This is a genomic window from Streptomyces sp. 4F14 (genome assembly GCF_048159485.1).
In the GTDB taxonomy this organism is placed as follows: Bacteria; Actinomycetota; Actinomycetes; order Streptomycetales; family Streptomycetaceae; genus Streptomyces.
Genome location: NZ_JBLRVY010000006.1, coordinates 260641 through 282889, shown reverse-complemented (window position 1 = coordinate 282889; position 22249 = coordinate 260641). Strand labels below are relative to the sequence as shown.

20 protein-coding genes are annotated in these 22249 nt (G+C 70.8%); 10 read left to right on the top strand and 10 right to left on the bottom strand.

Features of this window, described 5'->3' with window-relative positions:
* Positions 1 to 255 precede the first annotated feature (255 nt).
* The 5 genes from ACLZOT_RS12635 to ACLZOT_RS12615 all read left to right on the top strand — a co-directional run bounded on the left by ACLZOT_RS12635 (position 256) and on the right by ACLZOT_RS12615 (position 6714).
* The gene (locus ACLZOT_RS12635) at positions 256 to 1398 is read left to right on the top strand and encodes an ROK family transcriptional regulator (RefSeq protein ID WP_416968920.1); all 1143 of its coding nucleotides are present in this window, start codon (positions 256 to 258) and stop codon (positions 1396 to 1398) included.
* A 246-nt stretch (positions 1399 to 1644) separates the two neighbouring features.
* Complete coding sequence (locus ACLZOT_RS12630) at positions 1645 to 2976, top strand: ABC transporter substrate-binding protein (RefSeq protein WP_416968919.1); 1332 nt, start codon at positions 1645 to 1647, stop codon at positions 2974 to 2976.
* Positions 2977 to 3017: 41 nt separating this feature from the next.
* Positions 3018 to 3992: a sugar ABC transporter permease gene (locus ACLZOT_RS12625; protein WP_319729540.1), complete on the top strand. Its 975-nt coding sequence runs from the start codon at positions 3018 to 3020 to the stop codon at positions 3990 to 3992.
* 18 nt (positions 3993 to 4010) lie between these two features.
* Positions 4011 to 4883: a carbohydrate ABC transporter permease gene (locus ACLZOT_RS12620; RefSeq protein WP_416968918.1), complete on the top strand. Its 873-nt coding sequence runs from the start codon at positions 4011 to 4013 to the stop codon at positions 4881 to 4883.
* Positions 4884 to 4890: 7 nt separating this feature from the next.
* Positions 4891 to 6714 carry a hypothetical protein gene (locus ACLZOT_RS12615; protein WP_416968917.1) on the top strand — a complete coding sequence of 608 codons (1824 nt, stop codon included), beginning with the start codon at positions 4891 to 4893 and terminating at the stop codon, positions 6712 to 6714.
* Here the strand turns inward: ACLZOT_RS12615 and ACLZOT_RS12610 are convergent.
* Genes ACLZOT_RS12610 through ACLZOT_RS12600 form a run of 3 tightly spaced genes read right to left on the bottom strand, consistent with a single transcriptional unit; the run spans position 6704 to position 9857 of the window.
* Positions 6704 to 7315, bottom strand: a complete 612-nt coding sequence (locus tag ACLZOT_RS12610; RefSeq protein WP_416968916.1) for a DUF6461 domain-containing protein — start codon at positions 7313 to 7315, stop codon at positions 6704 to 6706. The genes ACLZOT_RS12615 and ACLZOT_RS12610 overlap by 11 nt on opposite strands.
* The gene (locus ACLZOT_RS12605) at positions 7312 to 8757 is read right to left on the bottom strand and encodes an MFS transporter (RefSeq protein ID WP_416968915.1); all 1446 of its coding nucleotides are present in this window, start codon (positions 8755 to 8757) and stop codon (positions 7312 to 7314) included. Before ACLZOT_RS12605 ends, ACLZOT_RS12610 begins: the two co-directional genes overlap by 4 nt.
* The gene (locus tag ACLZOT_RS12600; protein WP_416968914.1) at positions 8754 to 9857 is read right to left on the bottom strand and encodes an FAD-dependent monooxygenase; all 1104 of its coding nucleotides are present in this window, start codon (positions 9855 to 9857) and stop codon (positions 8754 to 8756) included. The genes ACLZOT_RS12605 and ACLZOT_RS12600 overlap by 4 nt, the downstream gene beginning before the upstream one ends.
* Before the next feature lie 134 nt (positions 9858 to 9991).
* Between ACLZOT_RS12600 and ACLZOT_RS12595 the strand changes: the two genes are divergently transcribed.
* On the top strand, positions 9992 to 10600 hold the full coding sequence (locus ACLZOT_RS12595; protein WP_416968913.1) for a TetR/AcrR family transcriptional regulator: 609 nt from the start codon (positions 9992 to 9994) through the stop codon (positions 10598 to 10600).
* 187 nt (positions 10601 to 10787) lie between these two features.
* Here the strand turns inward: ACLZOT_RS12595 and ACLZOT_RS12590 are convergent, their stop codons facing one another.
* The 3 genes from ACLZOT_RS12590 to ACLZOT_RS12580 are packed head-to-tail and all read right to left on the bottom strand — an operon-like array spanning position 10788 to position 13418.
* Positions 10788 to 11825 (bottom strand): ABC transporter substrate-binding protein, encoded by a 1038-nt coding sequence (locus tag ACLZOT_RS12590; protein WP_416968912.1) that lies wholly within the window; start codon positions 11823 to 11825, stop codon positions 10788 to 10790.
* An 11-nt stretch (positions 11826 to 11836) separates the two neighbouring features.
* A complete protein-coding gene (locus ACLZOT_RS12585) occupies positions 11837 to 12640 on the bottom strand; it encodes an ABC transporter permease (RefSeq protein ID WP_416968911.1) in 804 nt (267 codons plus the stop codon).
* Entirely contained in the window at positions 12621 to 13418 is a 798-nt protein-coding gene (locus ACLZOT_RS12580; RefSeq protein WP_416968910.1) for an ABC transporter ATP-binding protein, read from the bottom strand. The genes ACLZOT_RS12585 and ACLZOT_RS12580 overlap by 20 nt, the downstream gene beginning before the upstream one ends.
* A 288-nt stretch (positions 13419 to 13706) precedes the next feature.
* On the opposite strand from ACLZOT_RS12580, the gene ACLZOT_RS12575 reads away from it, so the two are divergent.
* The 3 genes from ACLZOT_RS12575 to ACLZOT_RS12565 all read left to right on the top strand — a co-directional run bounded on the left by ACLZOT_RS12575 (position 13707) and on the right by ACLZOT_RS12565 (position 16492).
* Positions 13707 to 14126, top strand: a complete 420-nt coding sequence (locus ACLZOT_RS12575; RefSeq protein ID WP_416968909.1) for a YybH family protein — start codon at positions 13707 to 13709, stop codon at positions 14124 to 14126.
* A gap of 184 nt (positions 14127 to 14310) precedes the next feature.
* Positions 14311 to 15255: a lysylphosphatidylglycerol synthase transmembrane domain-containing protein gene (locus tag ACLZOT_RS12570; RefSeq protein ID WP_416968908.1), complete on the top strand. Its 945-nt coding sequence runs from the start codon at positions 14311 to 14313 to the stop codon at positions 15253 to 15255.
* Positions 15256 to 15382: 127 nt separating this feature from the next.
* Positions 15383 to 16492: a HoxN/HupN/NixA family nickel/cobalt transporter gene (locus tag ACLZOT_RS12565; RefSeq protein ID WP_416968907.1), complete on the top strand. Its 1110-nt coding sequence runs from the start codon at positions 15383 to 15385 to the stop codon at positions 16490 to 16492.
* Between the two features lie 85 nt (positions 16493 to 16577).
* On the opposite strand, the gene ACLZOT_RS12560 is transcribed toward ACLZOT_RS12565, so the two are convergent.
* The 4 genes from ACLZOT_RS12560 to ACLZOT_RS12545 form a co-directional block, all read right to left on the bottom strand.
* Positions 16578 to 17537, bottom strand: a complete 960-nt coding sequence (locus tag ACLZOT_RS12560) for a hypothetical protein (RefSeq protein ID WP_416968906.1) — start codon at positions 17535 to 17537, stop codon at positions 16578 to 16580.
* Positions 17538 to 17682: 145 nt separating this feature from the next.
* Entirely contained in the window at positions 17683 to 19140 is a 1458-nt protein-coding gene (locus ACLZOT_RS12555; RefSeq protein ID WP_416968905.1) for an APC family permease, read from the bottom strand.
* A gap of 284 nt (positions 19141 to 19424) precedes the next feature.
* Positions 19425 to 20828 (bottom strand): Si-specific NAD(P)(+) transhydrogenase, encoded by a 1404-nt coding sequence (gene sthA / locus ACLZOT_RS12550; protein WP_416968904.1) that lies wholly within the window; start codon positions 20826 to 20828, stop codon positions 19425 to 19427.
* A gap of 48 nt (positions 20829 to 20876) precedes the next feature.
* Positions 20877 to 21062 carry a hypothetical protein gene (locus tag ACLZOT_RS12545; RefSeq protein ID WP_416968903.1) on the bottom strand — a complete coding sequence of 62 codons (186 nt, stop codon included), beginning with the start codon at positions 21060 to 21062 and terminating at the stop codon, positions 20877 to 20879.
* 279 nt (positions 21063 to 21341) lie between these two features.
* On the opposite strand from ACLZOT_RS12545, the gene ACLZOT_RS12540 reads away from it, so the two are divergent.
* Entirely contained in the window at positions 21342 to 22247 is a 906-nt protein-coding gene (locus ACLZOT_RS12540) for a GNAT family N-acetyltransferase (protein ID WP_416968902.1), read from the top strand.
* The last annotated feature ends 2 nt before the right edge of the window (positions 22248 to 22249 follow it).

Below are 22249 nucleotides of genomic sequence, written 5' to 3'. Positions count from 1 at the left end.
CGGCAGGCGAGTACCGTAGGGATTTCGTTAGGAAGCTAACTAACGAAGTAGGGTGCGTCAAGAGGCGGTTGCCGACCCTGCGAGAGCCGCGTTCCGTGAGGCGACGGGTGGCGTGACCCGTTCTGCCTGCGTGTGGGAGGCGACACCGTTGTCATGCGGCGGATGTCGATCGCTGGCTGTCCAGACATTCAATCATTCGTAACTCCGGCGACACAATGCGCCGGGGTGCTCGCCGACCTTTCTGTTGGGGGAGCTGTGCAGCACCTGAGTGAGAGCGCGGGCGCGGTCTTCGCCGTCCTCGCCGAGGCGGGCGACGCGACCCGCCCCCGGCTGGCCCAGCTCGCGGGACTGTCCAAGCCGACGGTCTCCGGCGCGGTGGCCGAGCTGGAGTCGGCGGGCCTGGCCACCCGCACCGGCACGACGACCGGCACGACCGGCCGCTCCGCCGCCGTCTACCGCATCGGCCCCGCCGCCGGCACGGTCCTCGCGGTGGACCTCGGCTCCACCCATACGGCGGTACGCGCCTGCACTCTGGACGGCACGGTCGTCGCCTCCCGCACGGCCCGCGACGAGGCACTCCCGGCGGAGGCGGTGCGGGGGGTCCTGTGGGGGCTGGCCAGGGAGCGGCTGGGACCGGTGCGGGGGGTGGTGGTGGCGGTACCGGACGTGGTGCGGCCGGCCTCGGGCAGACAGAGAGATCACCCGATGTCCCCCTGTACCCGCCCCGCCACCCCCTCCATCGCCGCCGCCGTCGACGCCCTCGCCCTCCCCTCCCACCTGCCCGTCCACATCGAGAACAACGTCAACTGCGCCGCCCTCGCCGAACTCCACGAGGGCGCCGCCAAGGGCCGGCACACCTTCGGGTATCTCCAGGTCGGCTACGGGATCGGCCTCGGGATCGTGGTCGGCGGGCACGTGCTGCGCGGCGCGGGCGGCGCGGCCGGGGAACTCGCCCGGCTGCCGTACCCGTGGCTGCCGGGCCGGGAATCCGTCCTGGAGGGCATGGAGGCGTACGTCGGAGCGGGCGCCCTGATGCGCAGAGTGCGCGAGGGGTGGACGGAGGGTGGCGTGCCGGAGGGTGCCGCCGAACTCTTCACGCTGGCCGGAAACGGGCACGAGGCGGCCGCGCGGTTCGTCGCCGGACACGCTCGGGAGGTCGGCAGGCTGGCGGCCGCCACGGTCGCCGTACTGGACCCCGGGCTGATCGTCCTGGGCGGCGGCATCGGGGCGAACCCGCAGCTCCTGCCGGGTGTGCGGGCCGAGCTGGCGCGGCTGAGCTGGCCCACCGAGGTGGTCGGCAGCGAGGTCGGCGAGGACGCCACGGTCGCGGGTGCGGCACGCCTCGCGGTGGCCCGGGGAATCCAAACCGTGACCGAGGGGTCGGACAAGAAGCATTGACGGACTCCGTCCGCTTCTGCCAATGTCCGGACAAGCGCTTTCTAGCCGGGCGGGACCCCGGCGCAGAGCGGCGAATCCGGCCGTACGGACCGTACGGACCCACGAGGGCGTGTTCGTGGGCGGATCCCGCTCGTCGAGGTGGCGCGGCCGGGCGAGGCCGTGGACCATGAGCGCACTCCAGTCACAGGACCCCGAGCCGCCTCACCGGCCGGAAGATTCCGTCACGCACATCCAGGGAGGGACCCGGTGGGTCACGAGATCTCGCGCAGAACCATCTTCCGCGCCGCGAGCGGCATCACCGTCGCGACGGCGCTCGGCACCACGCTGAGCGCCTGCGGCGGCGGCACGGGAGCCGGCAGCAGCAACTCGAAGCTGACGATGACCTGGTGGGGCAGCGACCAGCGCCACGCGGCGTACAAGAAAGCGCTTGCTACCTTCCAGAAGGACAACTCGAAGATCAAGATCCAGGAGACCTACCAGGGGTACGACGGATACTTCGACAAGTTCAACACCAACGTCGCGGGCGGCAGCGCCCCCGACCTGATGCAGATGGACACCGCGCTCGTCGCCCAGTACGCGCGCAAGGGCGTCCTCGCCCCCATCGACGAGTACGTCGGCAAGTCCCTGGACCTCACCGGCTTCTCCAAGACCCTCCTGGCCAACGGCACCGTCGACGGCAAGCTGTACGGCGTGCCCTCCGGCATCGGCGTCAACCAGCTCACCGTCAACCGCAGCGGCCTGGAGAAGCTCGGCCTGAAGCTCCCGGACCGCGAGTGGACCTGGAACGACCTCAAGGCCATCGCCCAGGACGTCTACAAGAAGAGCGGCGGCAAGACGTACGGCGTCGACGACGGCGGCGGCTCCACCCTCCAGTGCTTCGAGATCTTCGCCCGCGAGAAGGGCGAGCAGTTCTTCTCGAACGACGGCAAGAAGCTCGGCTTCACCCCGGACACCCTCCAGGAGTGGTGGGAGTTCTGGGCCGAGATGCGCAAGACCAACGCCTCCCCGCCGGCCGCGATCACCTCGGCCGCCCACAACGACCTCACCAAGAACGCGGTCGTCATCGGCAAGGCGCTGTTCACCTTCGACTCCGGCGTCTACGGCGCGGGCGGCTCGATCACCGACGCGCAGCTCGACTTCCTGCCCACCCCGCAGGGCTTCTGGTCCGGCGCCCGCGAGGGCAACTTCGTCAACGGCGGTGTGCTCCTGAGCGCCACCAAGACCAGCAAGCGGATCGCCGACTCCGTCAAGATCATCTCCTTCTTCGCGCAGAACGACTCCGCGATCAAGGACATGCAGCTGCTGCGCGGCATCCCGCCGACCGACAAGGCCCGCAAGCTGATCGCCGGTGACCTCACCGAGACCGACAAGCTGAACATGGCGAACGCCGACTACATCTCCCAGCGCGTCGGCAAGGCCACCAACGTGCTGCCCAACCCGGTGCCGCCGCCGCAGGGCGCCGACCAGATCTGGGACCTGCTGTTCCAGTCGAACCTCGCCGTGGCCTTCGGCAAGGCCACCATCAAGTCGCAGTCGGGCAAGTTCTTCGACCAGGCGGCAGGCATCCTGTCCGCCTGAGCGGGCGCACGCACGGAATAAAGAGGGCCAGGGAGATGAGTATGACCACCGCGAAGACCGACGAGGTCGTGAAGGAGTCGCCCGCCGCGACCCCCTCCGACCAGCGGGAGCGCGACCGGCAGCGGCGCCGCCTCGCGAGGAAGCGAGGCGGCGGCTGGTGGCCGTACCTCTTCCTGGCCCCATGGTTCGTCGGCCTGTTCGGCCTGACGATCTACCCGATGCTCGACTCGCTGTACCTGTCGTTCACCGACTTCGACCTGCTCACCCCGGAGAAGTGGGTCGGCACCGCGAACTACGAGCGGATGTTCACCGACGACCCGGTCTTCTGGGACTCGGTCCACGCGACCCTGCTGTACGTCGTCGTGTCCGTCCCCCTCAAGCTCGGCCTCGCGCTCGCCGTGGCCATGCTCCTCAACCGGGACATCAAGGGCATCGGCCTCTACCGGGCCGCGTTCTACCTGCCCTCGCTGCTCGGCGGCGCGGTCGCCATCGCCATCGTCTGGCGCCAGGTGTTCGGCGGGGACGGGCTGTTCAACGACTTCCTGTCCTGGTTCGGCATCAAGGGCCAGGACTGGATCTCCAGCCCCGACACCGCGCTCTACACGCTGATCCTGCTCGCCGTCTGGCAGTTCGGCACCCCGATGGTCATCTTCCTGGCCGGCCTCAAGCAGCTCCCCAAGGACGTCTACGAGGCCGCCGCGATCGACGGCGCCAGCCCGGTGACCCGCTTCTTCAAGATCACCCTGCCGCTGCTCACGCCGATCGTGTTCTTCAACGTCGTCCTCCAGATCATCGACGCGTTCAAGACCTTCACCCCGGCGTTCGTCATCAGCAACGGCTCCGGCGGGCCGCTCAACTCGACGATGCTCTACTCCCTGTACCTCTACAAGAAGGGCTTCACCGACCTTCAGATGGGGTACGCCTCGGCGCTGGCCTGGGTGCTCTTCCTGGTCATCGCGGGCTTCACGGCGGTCAACTTCATCGCCAGCCGCTACTGGGTCCACTACGACGACTGACGATTGAGGAAAGCCACCATGTCCGCCATCACTCCGTCGCCGTTGCAGAAGCTCCGCTCCGCCACCGGCGCCCGCCGTATCTTCATCCACACCGTCCTCATCGGTGTCGCGATCGTCATGCTCTACCCGCTGCTGTGGATGCTCAGCAGCTCCTTCAAGCCCGACACGGAGATCTTCACCCACCCCGGGCTGATCCCGAACAAGCTCAACCCCGAGAACTACAGCAAGGGCTGGGACGGCTCCGGCAACTCCTTCTCGCTGTACATCACCAACTCGCTGATCGTCACGATCGGCGCGGTCATCGGGAACGTCGTCTCCTGCTCGCTGGCCGCCTACGCCTTCGCGCGCTTCGAGTTCCGCTGGAAGAAGCTCTGGTTCGGCCTGATGCTCGGCACGCTGATGCTGCCGACACAGGCGGTGCTGATCCCGCAGTACACGATCTTCTACAACCTGACCTGGATCAACACCTACCTGCCGCTGATCGTGCCCAAGTTCCTCGCGGTGGACGCCTTCTTCATCTTCCTGATGGTCCAGTTCATCCGCTCCATCCCGCGCGAGCTGGACCAGGCGGCCATGATGGACGGCGCCAACCCCTGGCAGATCTACTGGAAGATCATCCTGCCGCTGATGAAGCCGGCCCTGGTCACCACCACGATCTTCACGTTCATCTGGACCTACGACGACTTCCTGCACCAGCTCGTCTACCTCCAGCAGAACGACAAGTTCACCGTCCCCCTCGGCCTCACCCTCTTCATGGACCAGACCAGCGGCTCCTCCTACGGCGCCATGTTCGCGATGTCGACGATCGCCCTCGCGCCCACCCTGATCTGCTTCCTCATCTTCCAGAAGAGGCTGGTCGAAGGCATGGCCACCTCCGGCATGAAGGGCTGACCCGCGCGTGCACCTCCTCCACCAACGCGGCCCCCTGCACGACCTCCCCGACACCCCCGAGGCGTACGACGCCGTCCTCGCCGACGTCGTCGAACAGGCCCTCGCCCGCCTCACCCCCGAGGGCAGCCTCGAACACCCCGACTGCACCGACGACATCGGCGACACCTCCCTCGGCGTCACCTCGCTGCTCGCCCTGGCCTGGCAGCGCTCGAAGGACCCCCGGCTCCCCGAGGCCGTCCACCGCAGCCTCGCCTTCCACCTCGACCAGCGCGTCTACACCGAGGACAACCCCGGCTACCCGAACCTGCGCATCCGCAACTCCGGGTTCCCGTACGCCCGTTACGTCCTCGCCCCCGGCGCGCACCCGATCGGGGACTGGCCGAGCACGGCGTGGGCGCTCCTCCAGGCTGTCAACATCCTTGAGCTGTCGGACGGGTTGGTCGCCGAGGACCAGCGCGCACGCCTCCTCGACGTGGCCCAGGGCTACTGGCGCTGGCTCACCGAGGCGACGTTCTTCAACCCGCAGGAAGCCGGCAACCAGGCGATCGGCTGCGTCGTCGGCGGGCTGATGCTGGCGGCCCACCTTCCCTCAGGCGGCGAGGAAGTCCGGGCGCGCGCACTGGAGTTGTACCGCGACAAGATCCGCGCCCACCGCGTGTACGACCGGGGCGCCCTGCTCCCTCCCGAGCACGGCGGCGCCTACGACAACAACTACGGCCCGATCTCCCTCTCGTTCCTCGCCCAGGCCCACCGGGTCTCCGGCGAGGAGATGTTCGCCGAGGACGGTTCGGCGCTGGCCCGCTACATCGACGCCCGCCTCACGAACGGCGGCTTCGACAACGGCGGCCCGCGCTACAGCGAGCAGCACTCCGGGTTCGAATCCGTGCTGGGGCTGCGGTACTTCGGCGCGCGCGTCGGCGCCGACATCGGCCGCTACCGGGGTGACACCCGCTGGGGGCGGCACGCCGTCAAGGCGGACGGCGGGGTCGACGGGCACTTCGCGTGGATGCTGGTCTGGCAGATCCAGGACGACAGCGTGTGGCACCGGAAGCCTTCCGGGGTGCCGGCGAGGCATCAACTCCGCGCGGGGACCGTGTCGGTGGCGTTCGACTCCAAGATGACGCCCGCGCTGGTCGAGGCGGCCGGCACGTACTACCTCCCGGCCGCCGTGAATCGCCAGCACGGCTTCGGTCCCGTCCTCGACGGGTTCCTGTTCACCCGCCCGATGGGCGAGGTGCGGGTCCGTGACCTCCAAGCCGACGGCCTCACCGCGAAGTTGGTGACCAAGCCCGTCGTCGGCCGCGACCACGTCCTGCGCAGTGTCCGGTCTCTGTACGTCACCGACGGCACGTCCCTGTGGACGACCGTCGCCGTCGAACGCTTCGACGGCGAGCCGTACTTGCTGGCAGGGCTGCCGTACGCGGCCGACGACGAGGGGCGTGTGGCGCGTACGGCGTCGGCGGCCGGGGTCGTCTCGGCGGGGGAGCTGCGCCTCACCCACCCGGCGGCCGAGGGACCCGACCACTTCGACGCGCGGTCCGAACTCACGCAGCAGGAGGCGGCGTTCGTCCTCGCCGCCGACCCGCGTGGGTACGGCAACCCCGACGAGGGCTGGCGGCACCTGGTCAGCTCGACGGCGCTGGAGGCGGGGCCTGTCGTGGACGCGCCGGACGACCTGCACGTGTTCGCCGTTCGGTACGGGGACTCGGCGCCGCTGGCGGTGAGTGTCGCGTGGGGCGAGGACGGGCTCGTGATCCGTACGGACGCGTTCACGGCGGTTCTCGGGGGGCTCGACGCGGCGGCCGAACCGGAGTTGAGGATCAGCCGCTGAGGTCGCGCAGCGCGTAGACGGGAAGCCTGGCGTCCTGGAGATACGCGGGGGAGAGGGCCAAACCGAACCTCCGCTCCAGGAACGCCAGGCTTCGCTGTTGCTCGCCGTTGCCGTCGCCGTCCGCCGGGAGGTACGTCTCGCCGTCCGCCGCGAGGATCCCGGCGGCCACCAACTCCGGTACCAGCAGGTCGGGTCGGGTGCCCCACCGCCACAGCTCCTCCGTGAGGCCGTACCCGCAGAGGTGGACGCCGTCGCGGGCGTGGTCGAAGAGGGTGGGCGGGTGGTCCTGCGCGGGGCAGTACCTGACCAACTCGACGCCGCCCTGGGAGAGTTCGGGGAGGAGGCCGCCGGCCGGGGAGTCGCCGTACTCGACGGCCAGGGTCCAGCTCCCGGACGTGCCCACGCGGATCGCCGCGTCCCCGTAGCCGTCCTCGCGGTAGGGCTCGGGGAGGAGGTCGTCGACCTCCAACTCCGTGGCCGGCTCGGGGAGGGGCTCGCCACCCATGCGGGCCGCCAGCTCCTCGGGGGTGATGCCCTTCGCGAAGAGCAGGGCGGTGAGCGGGCCGTCGTAGTCCTTGAGCCAGGTGATGCCGTCGGTCATGAGGGCGACGGTATCGGGGTCCTTCCGCGGGCCAGCATCAGGGCGGGTACCGCCGCGAGCAGGAACAGCACCCCCGTCATCCCCGCGTACACCTGCACCCCCGTCGCCGTGCTCACCGGGGCGCCGTCCGCGAAGACCCCCGCGATCTCCGTGGCCTTGAGGATCTCGCCGCCCGCGAAGTTGAAGACGACCGAGCCGAGGGCGAGGACGACCGACACCAACCCGGCGACCGTGCCCTGGCGTTCGGGGGCTTCGAGGCCGGTCGCCAGGTTGTAGCCGGAGGCGCCGATCGCGCCGGCGGCCATGCCGGCGACGGTGCCGCAGGCGATCGCCAGGGGGAGCACGGAGACGCCCGCCAGCATGGCGAAGGTCGCAGCCGCGCCGACGGCGATGCCGCCGAGGAGGGGGAGGGCGGGGCCGTACCGTCCGGCCAGCCACCCGGCGAGGGTGCCGCCGACGACGATGCCGACGTTCGGCGCGGACAGGAGGACCGCGACCGCCTCTCCCTCGCCGAGGCCGTAGCCGAGCCCCAGGCCGGCGGGGACCTGGGCGACGATGCTCGTCAGTTGCAGCATGCTCCGGAAGGAGCCCGCCGCCAGGACCAGCGCGAGCAGCGTCAGCAGGATCGGGCGGGTGAGGCCCCGCAGGTCGACGACGGGCTCCTCGGTGCGCAGCGCGAGCAGGACCCAGCACGTCAGCGCCACGACCCCGCCCGCCAGGAGCGTCAGCATGAGCCCGGACAGCCACCCCTGATCCCTGCCGAGACTCACATAGGCCAGCACCGAGCCGATGCCGCCGCCCAGCAGGAGCGCCCCCTTGAGATCGACGCGCCCGCCGCCCCGGACCGGCGCCTGAGGCACGACGGTCCGCACGCACAGCGCGGCCACCGCCGCGAGCACCGCCGCCACGAAGAACACGCTCCGGTAGCCGAACACGTCGATCACCGGCTGCATCACGTACGGCTCGACGATCCCGACGACCGACGAACCGGACGTCACCAGCCCGATCAGGGCCATCGCCACCCGGGGCGTGGAGATCTGCCGCGCGAGGGCCACCGACAGGAACACCGCCGCGAACGCGGCCCCTTGCAGGAAGCGGCCCGCGAGGAAGATCCAGACGTTGGGCGCGACGAGGCAGACCACCGCGCCGGCGCACGAGATGAGCAGCGTCGCGACGAGCATCCGGCGTTTGCCGAGGACGTCCGCGCTCTTCGCGAGCAGCGGCGACCACAGGGCCCCGGCCAGCAGCGCGCTCGCGTTCAGCCACGCGGCCTGGTCGGTGTCGAAGTGGTCGAGGAGCTGCGGCAGGACCATCATGGGCGAGCTGACGGCCATGTCCGCGAGGACGTTCGCGAGGATGAGGACACCGGCCCACAGGACGAGCCGCTTGCTCCAGCGGTGCTCCCGGACGGGGCGGGCGGGCTTCTCCAGGGTCTCGGTCACCGCGCGTTCCTCTCGGCGGCGGCCCGCAGCGCCTCGTTGCGCGCTTCGATCGCCTCCCACGTCTCCGGCAGCATCCGTTCCCGGCCCCCGTGGACCCGCTCCTGCGCGGCGACGACGTACGGCCGCTGCCGCGCCTCGTACCGCGCGAACCCGGCGTCGAGGTCGCCGGGTTCGAGTTCCTCCGCGAGGAACCGCGCACCGGTCAGCGCGAGCGACGTTCCCCGCCCGGACAGGAACGCCGGGCAGTACCCGGCATCGCCGACCAGCACGACCCGCCCCCGGTGCCAGGACGGCATCCGGATCTGGCTCGCGGAGGTGAGGTAGAACGCGGGATCGGCAAGCGCCGCGTCGAGCAACTCCGGTATCCGCCAGGACCGTTGACCGGCGAAAGCATCGATGAGCAGCTTCTTCTGCGCGTCCGGGTCGCGATGGTCGTGGTCGAGCGGTGCCGAACGGAACTGGAAGACGGCGACGGCCCCACCCCCGTACCGGAAGACGCCGGCCATCCGCCCCGGCACGTTGTGGATCGAGTTGGGCTCCTCCACCGGAGCCTCCCCGGGCAACGCGGCGAGCGCGAAGTAGACGCCCAGATGCCGGAGATGCTCCCCTTCGGGCCCGAACACCAGCTCCCGTACGCCGGAATGCTGGCCGTCGGCGCCGACTACGAGGTCGTAGCGCCCGGTTCGCCCGGAGGCGAACCGTACGTCGCCGTCTTCGGTGAGCGTCTCGACCGAGTCGCCGAAGCGGACGGTCACCGTGGCGGGCAGGGCGTCGGCGAGGACGCGGACGAGGTCGCCGCGCAGGAGTTCGACGTCGTCGGCGGAGTCGTTGATCTCCGCGAGGGGCAGCGGGGCGATCGACTGGCCGTCGCTGTCGACGAACTGGGTGCGCTCGGACATGTGGACACGGTGTCGCAGGACCGCCCCGAGCAGCCCCATACGGTCCACCGCGTCGAGCGCGTCGCCGCGGATGTCGATGGGGGTGCCGGTGAGGCGCAGGCGGTCGGCGTACTCGACGACGGAGACGTCATGGCCGCGCCTGGCTAACTCAAGTGCGCCGGCCAGACCGGCTATTCCGGCTCCGGAGACGAGGATCTTCACGTGGGTGCTCCAGGTGGCTCGAACCTTAAAGCGACAAGCTGTCGCGTTAACCGAGCGTACGTCCCGTCGGCTTGCACCGCAACGCCGTGCCTGGCGAGAATCGCCGTCCGAGCAGAGAACGTGAGGTGAGCGCGGTGACGGCCGACGGGACCACTGACCGGCCGGCCGCGCGGCGCCCCGGCGGGCGCAGCGCGCGGGTGCGGGAGCGGGTCCTCGCCGCGACCGTCGAACTCGTGGCCCGCGACGGCGTCGCCGGATTCCGGTACGAGGAGGTCGCCGAGACCGCCGGCGTGCACAAGGCGAGCGTCTACCGGAACTGGCCCGACCGTGAGGAACTCGTCGCCGAGGCGCTTCTGCGGTATGTCCAGGAGTTGGCCTCCGTCGCCGACACCGGCGATATCCACCGGGACCTGGTCGATTTCCTGACCGCCCTCGCCGGGGTCCTGGAGACCCCCTTCGGGCAATCCCTCGAAAAGGCCATCCAGCCCGCCCGGAACAGCGTCACCGTCGAGGCGCTCACCAAGGCCCTGGACCAGCGGGTGGCCGCCCTGCGGCGCCGGGTCGGCACGGCTGTCGAACGGGGTGAACTCCCGCCGGTCGACAGCGGGTTCCTCGGAGAGATGATCTCCGGCCCGGTCCATCTGATCGTCAACCGGGGCATGCGCTCCTTCACGCGCGAGGACGCGGAACGCATCGTCGGTGTCGTCCTCGCGGGGATCCGGGCCACGGCACGGGACGCCTGAGCGGCGCTTTTCTCGACGGGCCCCAGGAACAACCTTCGGCGGACTCGCCCCCGGCACGGCCTGGTTGGCGACGCTGGAACCCGGCTCGTCGCCGGCCTCGCCGGACGCCGGCACAGTGAGGGCGACGCGTACCCGTGGGCTGCCCCTGGAGCGGCGCGCGGCCCGAACCCGCGCGCCGTATGCCGTCCTACGGCAGGTACGTGTTCGTGTACGTCCTGCTCAGGTCGATCTTCGCGTCCGAGACGCCGGGGACGAAGCGGGCGAGGACCTTGTACACCGCGTCGGCGCCGTCCGGCTGGATCGCGCCGTCCTTCGCGTAGGCGGCCTTCGCGTTCTGGATCGACGCGATGTACACGGCGGGGTCGTCACCCGCGTACTGGGCGGGCATCTTCGCGGCGATCTCCTGCGCGGAGTGGCCGTCGATGAACTTCAGGGCCTTGACGATCGCGGCGGCCAGGGCGCGGGTCTGCTTCTCGTGGCCCTCGATCCAGTCCCGGGAGGAGTAGAGGACGGCGGCGGGGTAGGTCGAGACGCCGTAGTCCTCCTGGACGCCCTGCTCGGTGCGGGTGTCGGTGAGGAGCTTCACCTTGTCCGCGCCGGCCCGCTTCTGGAGCTGGGAGACCGACGGGTCGACCATGACGGCCGCGTCGACCTGCCCGCGCTCCATCGCCGCGACCGCCGAGGCCCCGCCGCCGATGGTCACCGCGCTCGCCGCGTCGTCCTTGAGACCGGCGCCGGTGAGGAGGTGCTTGAGGAAGAAGTCGGTGGACGAACCGGGCGCGGTCACCCCGACCTTGGCCCCCTTCAGATCGGCGACCGAGTCGATCTTCCGGCTCGCCTTGGGGGAGACGGCCAGGACCAGCGACGGGTAGCGCAGCATGTTGACGAAGGCCACGTCGTCCTTCTTCTTGGCCTGCATCTGGATCGTGTGGTCGTAGTACCCGCTGACGACGTCCACGCTGCCGCCCTGGAACGCCTGCAACGCCTTCGACCCGCTCTGCAGATCCTCCAGCTTCACGGACACGCCCTCGTCCCGGTAGTAGCCGAGCCGCTCGGCCAGCGTCGTGGGCAGGTACACCAGCAGCGGCTGCCCGCCGACGCCGATGCGTACGGTGCCGCCGTCACCCGGGCTTCCGGAACTGCTCGAACAGCCGGCGACGAGGACGGCGAGGGCCGCGGCGCTCGCGCCGAACAGCCGTAGGGAACGGTGTGGGGGGATGGCCATGTCGCTCTCTCTCAGAGGGAGTTGGTGCTCTGCTCGGGCACGGGCCGCCAGCGCAGCAGCCGCCGCTCCACACGGCCCACGAGCAGGTCGATGGCGAGCACGAACGCCGACAGGACGGCCATGCCCGCGAAGACACCGGTGGTGTCGAAGGTCCCCTCGGCCTGGGAGATCAGGTACCCCATGCCTTCGGAGGAGCCGAGGTACTCCCCGACGACCGCGCCGACGATCGCGAACCCGACGCTGACCCGCAGGCTGGAGAAGATCCAGGTCAGCGCGCTCGGCAGCAGCACGTGCCGGATCAGCCGGGCCTCCCCGGCGCCGAGCATCCGCGCGTTGTCGACGAGCACCCGGTCGACCTCGCGGACACCCTGGTGGGTGTTGAAGAAGACGATGAAGAACACCAGCGACACCCCGAACGCGACCTTCGACCAGATCCCGAGCCCGAACCAGAGCAGGAACAGCGGCGCGAGCACCACCCTCGGCAGCGCGTTGGCCGCCTTGACGTACGGGTCGAGCACGGCCGCGAGCAGCCGGGTCCGGGCCAGCAGGAAGCCGAGGACGAGGCCCAGCGCGCCGCCGATCACCAGCGCGAGGACCGCCTCCAGGAGCGTCGTGCGCAGGTGGCCGTAGATCTCGCCGGTGCGGAACCACTCGCCGATCCGGTCCGCGATGTCGGTCGGCGCGCTGAAGAAGAACGGGTCGATCGCCCCCGTACGGCTGCCGAGCTGCCAGCCGGTGAGGATCACCACGGCGAGCCCGAGCTGCGCTGCCAGGATCCGCAGCCTGCGGGAGGCGTCAACGCGCTTGCCGCTCATAGCTCTTCATCACCTCCGCCCTGAGGCCGGCCCAGATCTCGGTGTAGACCGCGGTGAACGCGGGGTCGGTCCTGAGGTCCAGGAGGGCGCGGGGCCGGGGGAGGCCGACCTCGTACCGGCCGACGATCCGGCTCGCCGGGCCCGCCGACAGGAGCACGATCTCGTCGGACAGCGCGATGGCCTCGTCCAGGTCGTGCGTCACGAACAGGACCGTCTTGCCGCTGCCGGTCCACAGCGCGAGCAGTTCGCCCGCCATGAGCTGCCGCGTCTGCGCGTCCAGCGCGGAGAACGGCTCGTCCATCAGCAGGATGTCCGGGTCGCCGATCCACGTCTGGGCGAGGGCGGTACGGCGCCGCATCCCGCCGGACAACTGGTGCGGGTACGCCTTCTCGAACCCGGCGAGCCCCACCCGGGCCACCCACTCCCGGGCCCGCGCGAGCCGCTCCCGCTTGCCGGTGCCGGCCAGTTCGAGCCCGAAGGCAACGTTGTCCAGGACCGTCCGCCACGGCAGCAGCGCGTCCTGCTGGAACAGGTAACCGGCCCGCCGGTTCAGCCCGTTCAGCGGTTCGCCGTCGACCAGGACCCGGCCCGAGGACGGCGTACGCAGCCCCGCGACCGCGTGCAGCAGCGTGGACTTCCCGCACCCCGTCGGCCCGACGACCGACACGAACCGGCCCGCCGGTACGGCCAGTTCCACCCCGGACACCGCCGTGTAGTCCTGTTCCCGGCCGGGATAGGACACCGTGAGGGACCTGAGTTCCACGGCCGGGTGTCCCATGTCACCGTCCACCGGACGACCTCCGATCAGTGCGCCTTCACATCTTCCCCACGGCAAATCCAGATCAAGGTCCGGCCTGGCACCGTGCGTTGACCGACGCGCGGATCACTGTAAACCCGCAAATACGAACAGCACCACCAGGGTTGGGAATCCGTGCAATCGGCAGGGAACGGATGTACGGGAGTGAATCGTTGGAAGAGGTACACCCGTGCAAGGTTCAGCCTCCTCACAGGAAGACGTATCACTCTCGTGTGCGTGAGAGAGGGGGAGAGGAAAGGAGCGTCCGCCGTGTGCTCGACCCAGGTCTTCACCCCCGTCGACGACGAGGCGCGCATCCGTGTGCTGATCGCCCGCTGGGCGCGGTCCGTGCACCGGGGCGACATCGACGGGGTGCTCGCCGGGCACGCCGAGGCGCTGTCGATGTTCAACGTCGCGCCGCCCTACGAGGGCATCCGCTCGCGCGCCGCGTACCGCGTCATCTGGCCGCCCCTGTTCGCCTGGCAGGCGCTCGGCGCCCGCTTCGACATCGAGTCGCTGGAGGTGACGGCGGGCACGGACGTCGCGTACGCGCACGCGCTGGTGCGCTGCGGGACGGAACGCGAACTGGCCGAGCGGCCCGACATGCGGCTGCGGCTGACGTTCGGGCTGGTCAAGGAGCGGGGCGAGTGGGTGATCGCCCACGAACACCATTCGTTCCCGCATGACTGAGGCGACCGAGGAGACCCGGAGGGAGCCGGGAACGGGGTCCGCCGCCTGGGGGAATCGGAGACGCCGGATCACCTTGCGGAGGGTTACGTTGGCGAGACCCCCAGTGACATCGTCCCCCAGCGGCGTCGCCCCCGGCGACATCGCTCCCTGTGACGGCGACCGGCCGTGGAGAGAGGCAGCGCGCATGACGTCCGAGCCGTGTGCCGCGGTCGCCCCCGCACCCGTCCGCCGCCGGGTCCCCTGGCCCCTGCTGGGCTCCTTCGCCGTCCTGCTCGGCGTGGTCTGGCTGGCCCGCAGGCACTGGACGGTGGTCTCCGACGGCGCCGGCCGCCTCGCCGTCGCCGACCAGGGCTGGCTGCTGTGCGGCGCGTTCGCGACCATGGGTACGTGGGGATGCGCGGCCCTCGCCCAGCAGGGCGCCGTACCGCCGAGCCTGCCGCGCGGGAAGCTCGTCGCCACGCAGTTCGCCGCGTCGGCCGCCAACCATCTGCTGCCCGCCGGCCTCGGCGCGAGCGCGGTCAACCTGCGGTTCCTGATGCGCTGCGGCCTGTCCGCGACCCGCTCCGCGACGGCCCTCGGCGTGAAGGCGTCCGCCTCCGGCATCGCCCGCGTCACCCTGATCCTGCTGCTCGCCCCGCTGGCCCCCGGCGTCCTGCGGATGCCCGAGGCCCCGGCGCCGGTCGTCGCGGCGGTCGTCGCCGGGGTGCTCCTGCTGCCGGCGCTGCTGCTGTGGGCACGCTGCCGCCGGGCCCTGTCGGCGGTCGTGGCCGACATCCGGACCGTCCACGCGCGCCCGTGCCGGGCGGCGGCCCTGTGGGGCGGCTCCTTCGCGTTCGCGGCGCTGCACGCGTGCGTGCTGATCGCCGTGACCCGCGCGATCGGGCTCGCGCTGTCGCCGCTGCACGTCGCCCTGCTGTACCTGGCCGCGAGCAGCGCCGCCGCGCTGCTGCCGACGCCGGGCGGGATCGGCTCGCTGGACGCGGTGCTCGCGCTGTCGCTGGCCGCGACGGGGGCGCCGGGGGTGGCGGCCACGTCGGCGGTGCTGGGGTACCGGTTGCTGACGGTGTGGCTGCCGCTGGTGCCGGGGCTGGTGGTGCTGGCGGCGTTGATCAGGCGGCGGGCGCTGTAGCGGCGGCCGCCGGGGTAAAACCCTTGGTCAAGCCATGGTGAAGTTCTGTCGCGGGCTTTACTGCACATGATGTGCAATTGGGCGAGCATGGCGGGTGCTGACTCTGTGCGACGAAAGGCACCACCCGATGACGATGACCCGGCTGGAATGGACCCGCGTCGCCGGAATGGCCGCGTTCATCCTCGCCCTGCACGTCGTGGGCTGGTTCACGCTTGTCGCGATCGTCGCCCCGCACCACTACAGCCTCGGCGAGAAGACCTTCGGCATCGGCATCGGCGTCACCGCCTACACCCTCGGCATGCGCCACGCCTTCGACGCCGACCACATCGCCGCGATCGACAACACGACCCGCAAGCTGATGAGCGAGGGGCAGCGCCCGCTCTCCGTCGGCTTCTGGTTCTCCCTCGGCCACTCCAGCGTCGTCTTCGCCCTCACCCTCCTGCTCTCCTTCGGCGTCAAGAGCCTCGCGGGCCCCCTGCGCGACGACGACTCCAGCCTCCACGACGTCACCGGCCTGATCGGTACGGCCGTCTCGGGCACGTTCCTGTACGTCATCGCCGCCCTCAACCTCGTCATCCTCGCCGGGATCTGGAAGGTGTTCCGGCGGATGCGCACGGGAGAGTTCGACGAAGCGCAGCTGGAGGAGCACCTCAACAACCGGGGCTTCATGAACCGCCTCCTGGGCCGGTTCATGAACGCGATCACCAAGCCCTGGCAGATGTACCCCCTCGGCCTCCTCTTCGGCCTCGGCTTCGACACCGCGACCGAGGTCGCCCTCCTCGTCCTCGCCGGCTCGGGCGCCGCCTCGGGCCTGCCCTGGTACGCGATCCTCTGCCTGCCCGTCCTCTTCGCCGCCGGCATGTCCCTGCTGGACACCATCGACGGCTCGTTCATGAACTTCGCGTACGGCTGGGCCTTCTCGCAGCCCGTCCGCAAGGTCTACTACAACCTCACCGTCACCGGCCTCTCCGTCGCCGTCGCCCTCCTCATCGGCACCGCCGAACTCCTGGGCCTGGCCGCCGAGAAGCTCGACCTGCACGGCGCGTTCTGGGACTGGGTGTCCGGACTCGACCTGAACACACTCGGGTTCGTGGTGACCGGCATGTTCGTCGCGGCGTGGGGCATCGCGCTGATCGTGTGGAAGGCGGGTCGGATCGAGGAGAAGTGGGGCGTACGGCCCCAGGCCCTCACCGATCGGACGGAGTCGGCCACCACCGTCTCCAACCCCCGCCCCTGAAGCCAGGCCAGGTGACGCAGGAACTCGCCGAGGCCCCGGGCCAGTCGGACGCGGCCCACAGCCACCGGCGCCGGACCGGGTGCCGTCACCTTCTCGTGAGGTCCCTGCGGTAGCGGGCGATCTGCTGCGCCGGATCCCCCGTGCAGGACCACGGGCTCGGCGTCGCCCGGCGCCCCATGAGGTCGAGGAGGACCCCGGCGATCTCCGACTCGCCCGCCCGGCACGCCGCGTGCGCGAGATGGTTCACGTCACGCAGCTCGGCGGGCGCGACGGGCAGGTGCTCGGGCCGGGGGGACAGCCAGCGCTCCCAGGTCCTGCGTACGTCGCTGACCGCGCCGTCGCCCGTCCAGTGCTGGGCGATGCCGACGGCCGTGGGGCGGTCGCGGGTGACGTCCAGGGTGTGCCGGTACTCCTCGACGCGCGCGTACTGCACGAGCACCGGCAGGGGGCAGCCCGGCGGGGAGACCCCGGCGGCGTCCCGGGCGAAGTCGTACATCAGGCCGTGCGTGCCGTGCCAGCGGGCCGAGTAGTAGTGCAGCACCTGGAGGTGGCCCTCCATGCTGTACGGGTCGCGGTGGTGCAACTCGTCCCACCAGCGGGCGAGTTCCTGCCGCCGCACCCCCGCCGGGTACAGCCGCGCGACCGAGATCAGCGACACCCACGGCGTCGGGTCCACCGGGTACGCCTCCGCCGCCGTCAGACACGCCGACACCGCCGCGTCCACCCGCCGGGGGTCGATCGGGGCACCCCGGCCCGCCTCGATCGCCAGGTTGAACGCCCGCGTCGTCTCCGTCGCCGCCCGCAGCACCAGGGCGTCCGGATCGCGGGGCACGGCCGCGAGCCACGACTCGACGGTGGAGCCGCCCGCGCACACCTCCGCCAGCCGCCGCACCCGGTGCCCCCGCGACGACCAGTCCGGGCCCGTCGCCCGCAGCAGGTCCCGCAGCCCGTGCCATCTCCCGATCACCAGATCCGGCCGCGTCGCGGAGAGCGCCTCGTCCCCGCAGTCGGGATCGAAGTCGGGCGAGAAACGGTCACGCGCCATGGAGCCTGCCTCGGGTCGGGGCTTGCGGGGATCGGGGCGGAGGTTCGGGTGCCGGGGGCCGGTGAAGAGGTGTGTGCCGGGGACGCCCTCCGCGCTCCGAGGATCGCCGCGCCACCCCCGTACGCATCCCCGGGCCCGGCGATGCTCAGAAATCCGTCGGTACGCCGTCGTACGCCCCTCTGCCCGCCGGTACCGCGTGGGCGGTGATCGCGTGGGAGGCGTCGAGGCGGGTCGGGCGGTAGTAGTCGCTGCCCTGGGCGCGGTACCAGAGCAGGGGGACCAGACCGAGGGCGAGGCCGCCGAGGCCGATGGTGATCGCGGGGGTGCTCAGGGAGCCGAGGGACTCGACGAAGATCCAGAACATGAAGAGGGCACCGCACAGGGGCCACACCCCGCCGAGGAGGAACGTCACCGGGGAGGTGAGGAGCAGCCTGCGGTAGGCGACGACCGCGGCGAGCCCGGTGAGGCCGTAGTACAGGGCGATCTGGAGGCCCATCGCGGAGATCGCGTCCGAGAGGATCTCGCCCACCGAGCCGAGCGCGTTTGACGCGACGAGCAGCGTGAGCGCGACCGCGCCGACGACGGCGACCGCCACCCACGGCGTGTTCCAGCGCCGGTGGATCAGGCCGAACGCGGCCGGCATCGTCCGGTCGCGGCCCATCGCGAACAGGGACCGCGTGACCTGGATGAGGGTCGTCTCCAGCGTCGCGATCGTGGACAGCATCACCGCCACGACCAGCAGTTTCCCGCCCCACCCGGGCCATACGGCCTCCCCGAGCGCGCCCAGCACGTTCGCCGAGTCCCGGTCGATCTCGTCCCGCGTCAGCACGACATTGACGGCGATCGTGTAGATCTCGAACAGCAGGAACACGACCCCCAGCCCGATCAGCCCCGCGAGCCCGGTCGTGCGGCGGCTGTCGCGCGTCTCCTCGCTGAGATTGCTGGTGACGTCCCACCCCCAGTAGTAGAACGCGGCGACCAGCGCCCCCGCCGCGAACCCGGAGACCCCGTCGAACTGCCCGAGCGAGAACCAGGACCAGTCGAAGGCCCGCGCGTTGCCGGTGTGCAGGAACGCGAGCCCCGCGAAGACCACGAGGATCGTCAACTCGATCCCGGACATGATGAGTTGGGCCCGTACGGTGAGCCGCGCCCCGCCGAGCACGACCCCCAGCATGACCAGGAACCAGCCCGCCCCCACCACCGTCGACCAGGCCGTGGAGTCCGCGAGCCCCTCGTCGAACAGGGACAGCGTCAGCGACCCGGCCGGCAGGGACCCGGCGACCATGAAGATGGTCGTCGACACCACCAGCGCCCACCCGCTGAGGAACCCGAGGAACGGATGGAGCGTGCGCCCCACCCAGGAGTACGCCGCGCCCGCGTTCGCGTCGATGCGGCCCAGGTGGCGGTAGGCGAGCGCGATGCCCAGCATCGGCAGCGCGCAGTACAGCAGCGCCGCCGGACTGGCGAGTCCGACCGCCCCCACCAGTACGGCCGTCGTCGCCGCGATCGAGTACGCGGGAGCGCTGCCCGCGATGGCCATCACCGCCGTGTCGAACGTGCCGAGGACGTTCGCCTGGAGCCCTCGACCACTGCTGTTGCTCATGGTGCGCTGCTTTCCGTCGTGCACACCGCGCGGCGGGACTGCCCGGCGGCGCGTGGGGGGGGGTGGGGGGTTGCCCGCCGGGCGCCCCCGGGGGTGTCCTGGGCGGCGGCGGGAAAAAGGCCGTGCCGAACCTGCGTGCGGGACCTGTCGTGCCACCGCTCCGTCGGCGGCCGGTCACACCGAGTATGCGAGTGATGATAGTCCCAACGGTTTACCTTTCAAGATTGACCGTCGGGTAACCTCTACGACCGTTTTTCCCGAACTCCCGTGCGGCGTACGAGAATTCAGTCCCCGATCCGGTCCAGCTGGCGCAGCCGGTTCGTCGCGTCCAGCGCCGCGACCTTGTACGACTCCGCCAGCGTCGGGTAGTTGAAGACCGCGTCCACCAGGTAGTCGACCGTGCCCCCGCAGCCCATCACCGACTGGCCGATGTGGATCAGCTCCGTCGCCCCGCTCCCGAAGCAGTGCACCCCGAGCAGCTTCCGGTCCACCGGCGACACCAGCAGCTTCAGCATGCCGTGCGCGTCCCCGATGATCTGACCCCGCGCCAGCTCCCGGTACCGGGCCACCCCCACCTCGAACGGCACGCACTCCTCGGTGAGCTGATCCTCCGTACGGCCCACGAAGCTGATCTCCGGGATCGTGTAGATGCCGATCGGCTGGAGGTCGTGCATCCGGCCCACCGGCTCCCCGAACGCGTGGTACGCCGCCGCCCGGCCCTGCTCCATCGAGGTCGCCGCGAGCGCCGGGTACCCGATCACGTCACCCACCGCGTAGATGTGCGGGACCGGCGTACGGTAGTTCTCGTCCACCGCGATCCGGCCCCGCCTGTCCGCCGTCAACCCCGCGTTCTCCAGGGCGAGTTCGTCCGTGAGGCCCTGCCTGCCCGCCGAGTACATCACGGCGTCCGCCGGGATCTTCTTGCCGCTCTCCAGGACCGTCAGCGCGCTGTGCTGGTGCTGCTCGACCGCCGCGACCGTCTCCCCGAACCGGAACGTCACCGCCAGGTCCCGCAGGTGGTACTTGAGCGCCTCGACGATCTCCACGTCGCACATGTCCAGCATGGCCGGGCGGCGTTCGACGACGGTCACCTTGCTGCCGAGGGCCGCGAACATGCTCGCGTACTCCATGCCGATCACGCCCGCGCCGACGATCACCATCGACCTCGGGACCCGCTCGATCGTCAGCACGTTGTCCGAGTCGAGGATCGTCCGGCCGTCGAACTCCACGGTCTCCGGGCGCGCGGGCCGGGTGCCGGTCGCGATGACGACGTGGTCCGCCGTCAACACCCGCTCGTGGCCGGTGACTTCGCGCAGGGCGACCGTGTGCGGGTCCAGGAAGCGGCCGGTCCCCGCGAACAACGGGACCTGGTTGCGGGCGAGCTGGCTGCGGATGACCTCCGTCTCGCGGTTCACGACATGCTGCGTACGGGCCGTGAGGTCGGCGACGGTGATGTTCTCCTTCAGCCGGTAGCTCTGCCCGTACAGATCCCGCTGGGTCAGCCCCGTGAGGTACAGCACCGCCTCGCGCAGGGTCTTGGACGGGATGGTGCCGGTGTGCAGCGAGACGCCGCCGACCATGTCACCACGGTCGACGACGGCGACCGAGCGGCCGAGTTTGGCCGCGGCGATGGCGGCCTTCTGGCCACCGGGACCGGATCCGAGCACCAGCATGTCGAAGTCGGGCACGGTCGGAGTCTGACAGCGGGTGGGGCTTTCCGGAAGGGTACGTCGGTCCTACGGGAGCAGCTTCTCGATCGCCGCGGTGCCCTCCGCGGCGAGTTTGCGTTCGGCCCAGGCGAGGTTCTCGGGGGTGAGGTCGCGGCCGGTGGCGAGGACGAGGTCCTCGGCGGTCACCTCGGTTCCCGTGCGGGTGTGGAGGAGGGAGTCGGGGGTGGCGCGGTCGTCGGAGGGGGTGGTCATGGGGTGGGCTCCTCTGGTGGGGCACAGCCGGCAGTGTCGATAAAACAACTATCTCCACGCATCACGTGGCTCGCATGTGCGCGTGCCCGAAGGGGTCGCCGGAAAACTCTTGGACACCCCCGAACCATCTGTCGTATGGTCTGACCGCACGCCCGAGACGAACGGAAGGAGGCGAGTGCCATGCAGTCCACCAAGACCCCGCGCTCCCTCCCCGCCGCCGTCGCGTGCCGCGTCTGACCTGCCCGGGAGCGCATCGTTTTCCGCTACCCGGAGGAATCCGTGACCGACCTGGTCATCCGCGCGCTCGACGAGAGCGACGCCCACCTGTTCGACACCCTGCCCGACCCGCTGCGCTCCGCCGCCGCCCTGGGCCACGTCACCTACCGCCCCGACTGGCGGCGCGTCGCCCTGCGCGACGGCCGCGTCGTCGCCCGCGCCGCCTGGTGGGGCGGCCCCGACGACACCGAACCCCTCGCCGCGCACTGGTTCGACTTCGCCGACGGCGAGGAGGAAGCCGCCGCGGAACTGCTGCGTACGGCCCCCTGGCAGGTCGGCGTGGAGCTGAACCCGCCCGGCGGCTGGCGCGACGACCCCGCGATGAAGGCCGCCGGCGAGGCCCGTACCGACGCGGCCCGGCGGGCGGGGCAGCGCGTCCTCGTCGAGCGCTACATCTACCGCTGGACCCCGGAGTGCGGCCTCCCCGGCCGCCCCGGCCGCCTCTCCTTCGGGCCCGAACCCGACGACGCCGTCTTCTTCGACGCCCTGCGCCGCATCCACTCCGTCACCCTCGACGCGCACGCCCTCCAGGCCATCGAGGAGGGCGGCCTCGACAAGGCGGCCCAGGAGGAGATCGACTTCTTCCGCTGGTGCCCCTCGCCCCGTGAGTGGTGGCAGATCGCCCGTACGCCCGACGGTGAGCTGGCCGGCATCCACATCCCGGCCCGCAACCCGAGCGGGCCGTGCATCGGGTTCATCGGCGTCGTCCCCGAGCAGCGCGGGCACGGGTACGCGTACGACCTGCTCGCCGAGTGCACGCACTACCTCGCCGAACGGGGTGCGGAGTTCATCGCCGGGGCGACCGACCAGGGGAACTTCCCCATGGCCGCGCACTTCACGAAGGCCGGGTATCCCGTGGTGCGGGAGCGGGTGAACTTCGTCTGCGAGGGCGTTGTCAGTGGTGGGTGACA

Excerpts from the sequence above, each read along its gene's own strand:
- ACLZOT_RS12625 (WP_319729540.1), top strand. The coding sequence starts at position 3,018 with ATGACCACCGCGAAGACCGACGAGGTCGTGAAGGAGTCGCCCGCCGCG.
- ACLZOT_RS12620 (WP_416968918.1), top strand. The coding sequence starts at position 4,011 with ATGTCCGCCATCACTCCGTCGCCGTTGCAGAAGCTCCGCTCCGCCACC.
- ACLZOT_RS12610 (WP_416968916.1), bottom strand. The coding sequence starts at position 7,315 with ATGACCGACGGCATCACCTGGCTCAAGGACTACGACGGCCCGCTCACC.
- ACLZOT_RS12590 (WP_416968912.1), bottom strand. The coding sequence starts at position 11,825 with ATGGCCATCCCCCCACACCGTTCCCTACGGCTGTTCGGCGCGAGCGCC.
- ACLZOT_RS12585 (WP_416968911.1), bottom strand. The coding sequence starts at position 12,640 with ATGAGCGGCAAGCGCGTTGACGCCTCCCGCAGGCTGCGGATCCTGGCA.
- ACLZOT_RS12580 (WP_416968910.1), bottom strand. The coding sequence starts at position 13,418 with ATGGGACACCCGGCCGTGGAACTCAGGTCCCTCACGGTGTCCTATCCC.
- ACLZOT_RS12570 (WP_416968908.1), top strand. The coding sequence starts at position 14,311 with ATGACGTCCGAGCCGTGTGCCGCGGTCGCCCCCGCACCCGTCCGCCGC.
- ACLZOT_RS12565 (WP_416968907.1), top strand. The coding sequence starts at position 15,383 with ATGACGATGACCCGGCTGGAATGGACCCGCGTCGCCGGAATGGCCGCG.
- ACLZOT_RS12560 (WP_416968906.1), bottom strand. The coding sequence starts at position 17,537 with ATGGCGCGTGACCGTTTCTCGCCCGACTTCGATCCCGACTGCGGGGAC.
- ACLZOT_RS12555 (WP_416968905.1), bottom strand. The coding sequence starts at position 19,140 with ATGAGCAACAGCAGTGGTCGAGGGCTCCAGGCGAACGTCCTCGGCACG.
- ACLZOT_RS12545 (WP_416968903.1), bottom strand. The coding sequence starts at position 21,062 with ATGACCACCCCCTCCGACGACCGCGCCACCCCCGACTCCCTCCTCCAC.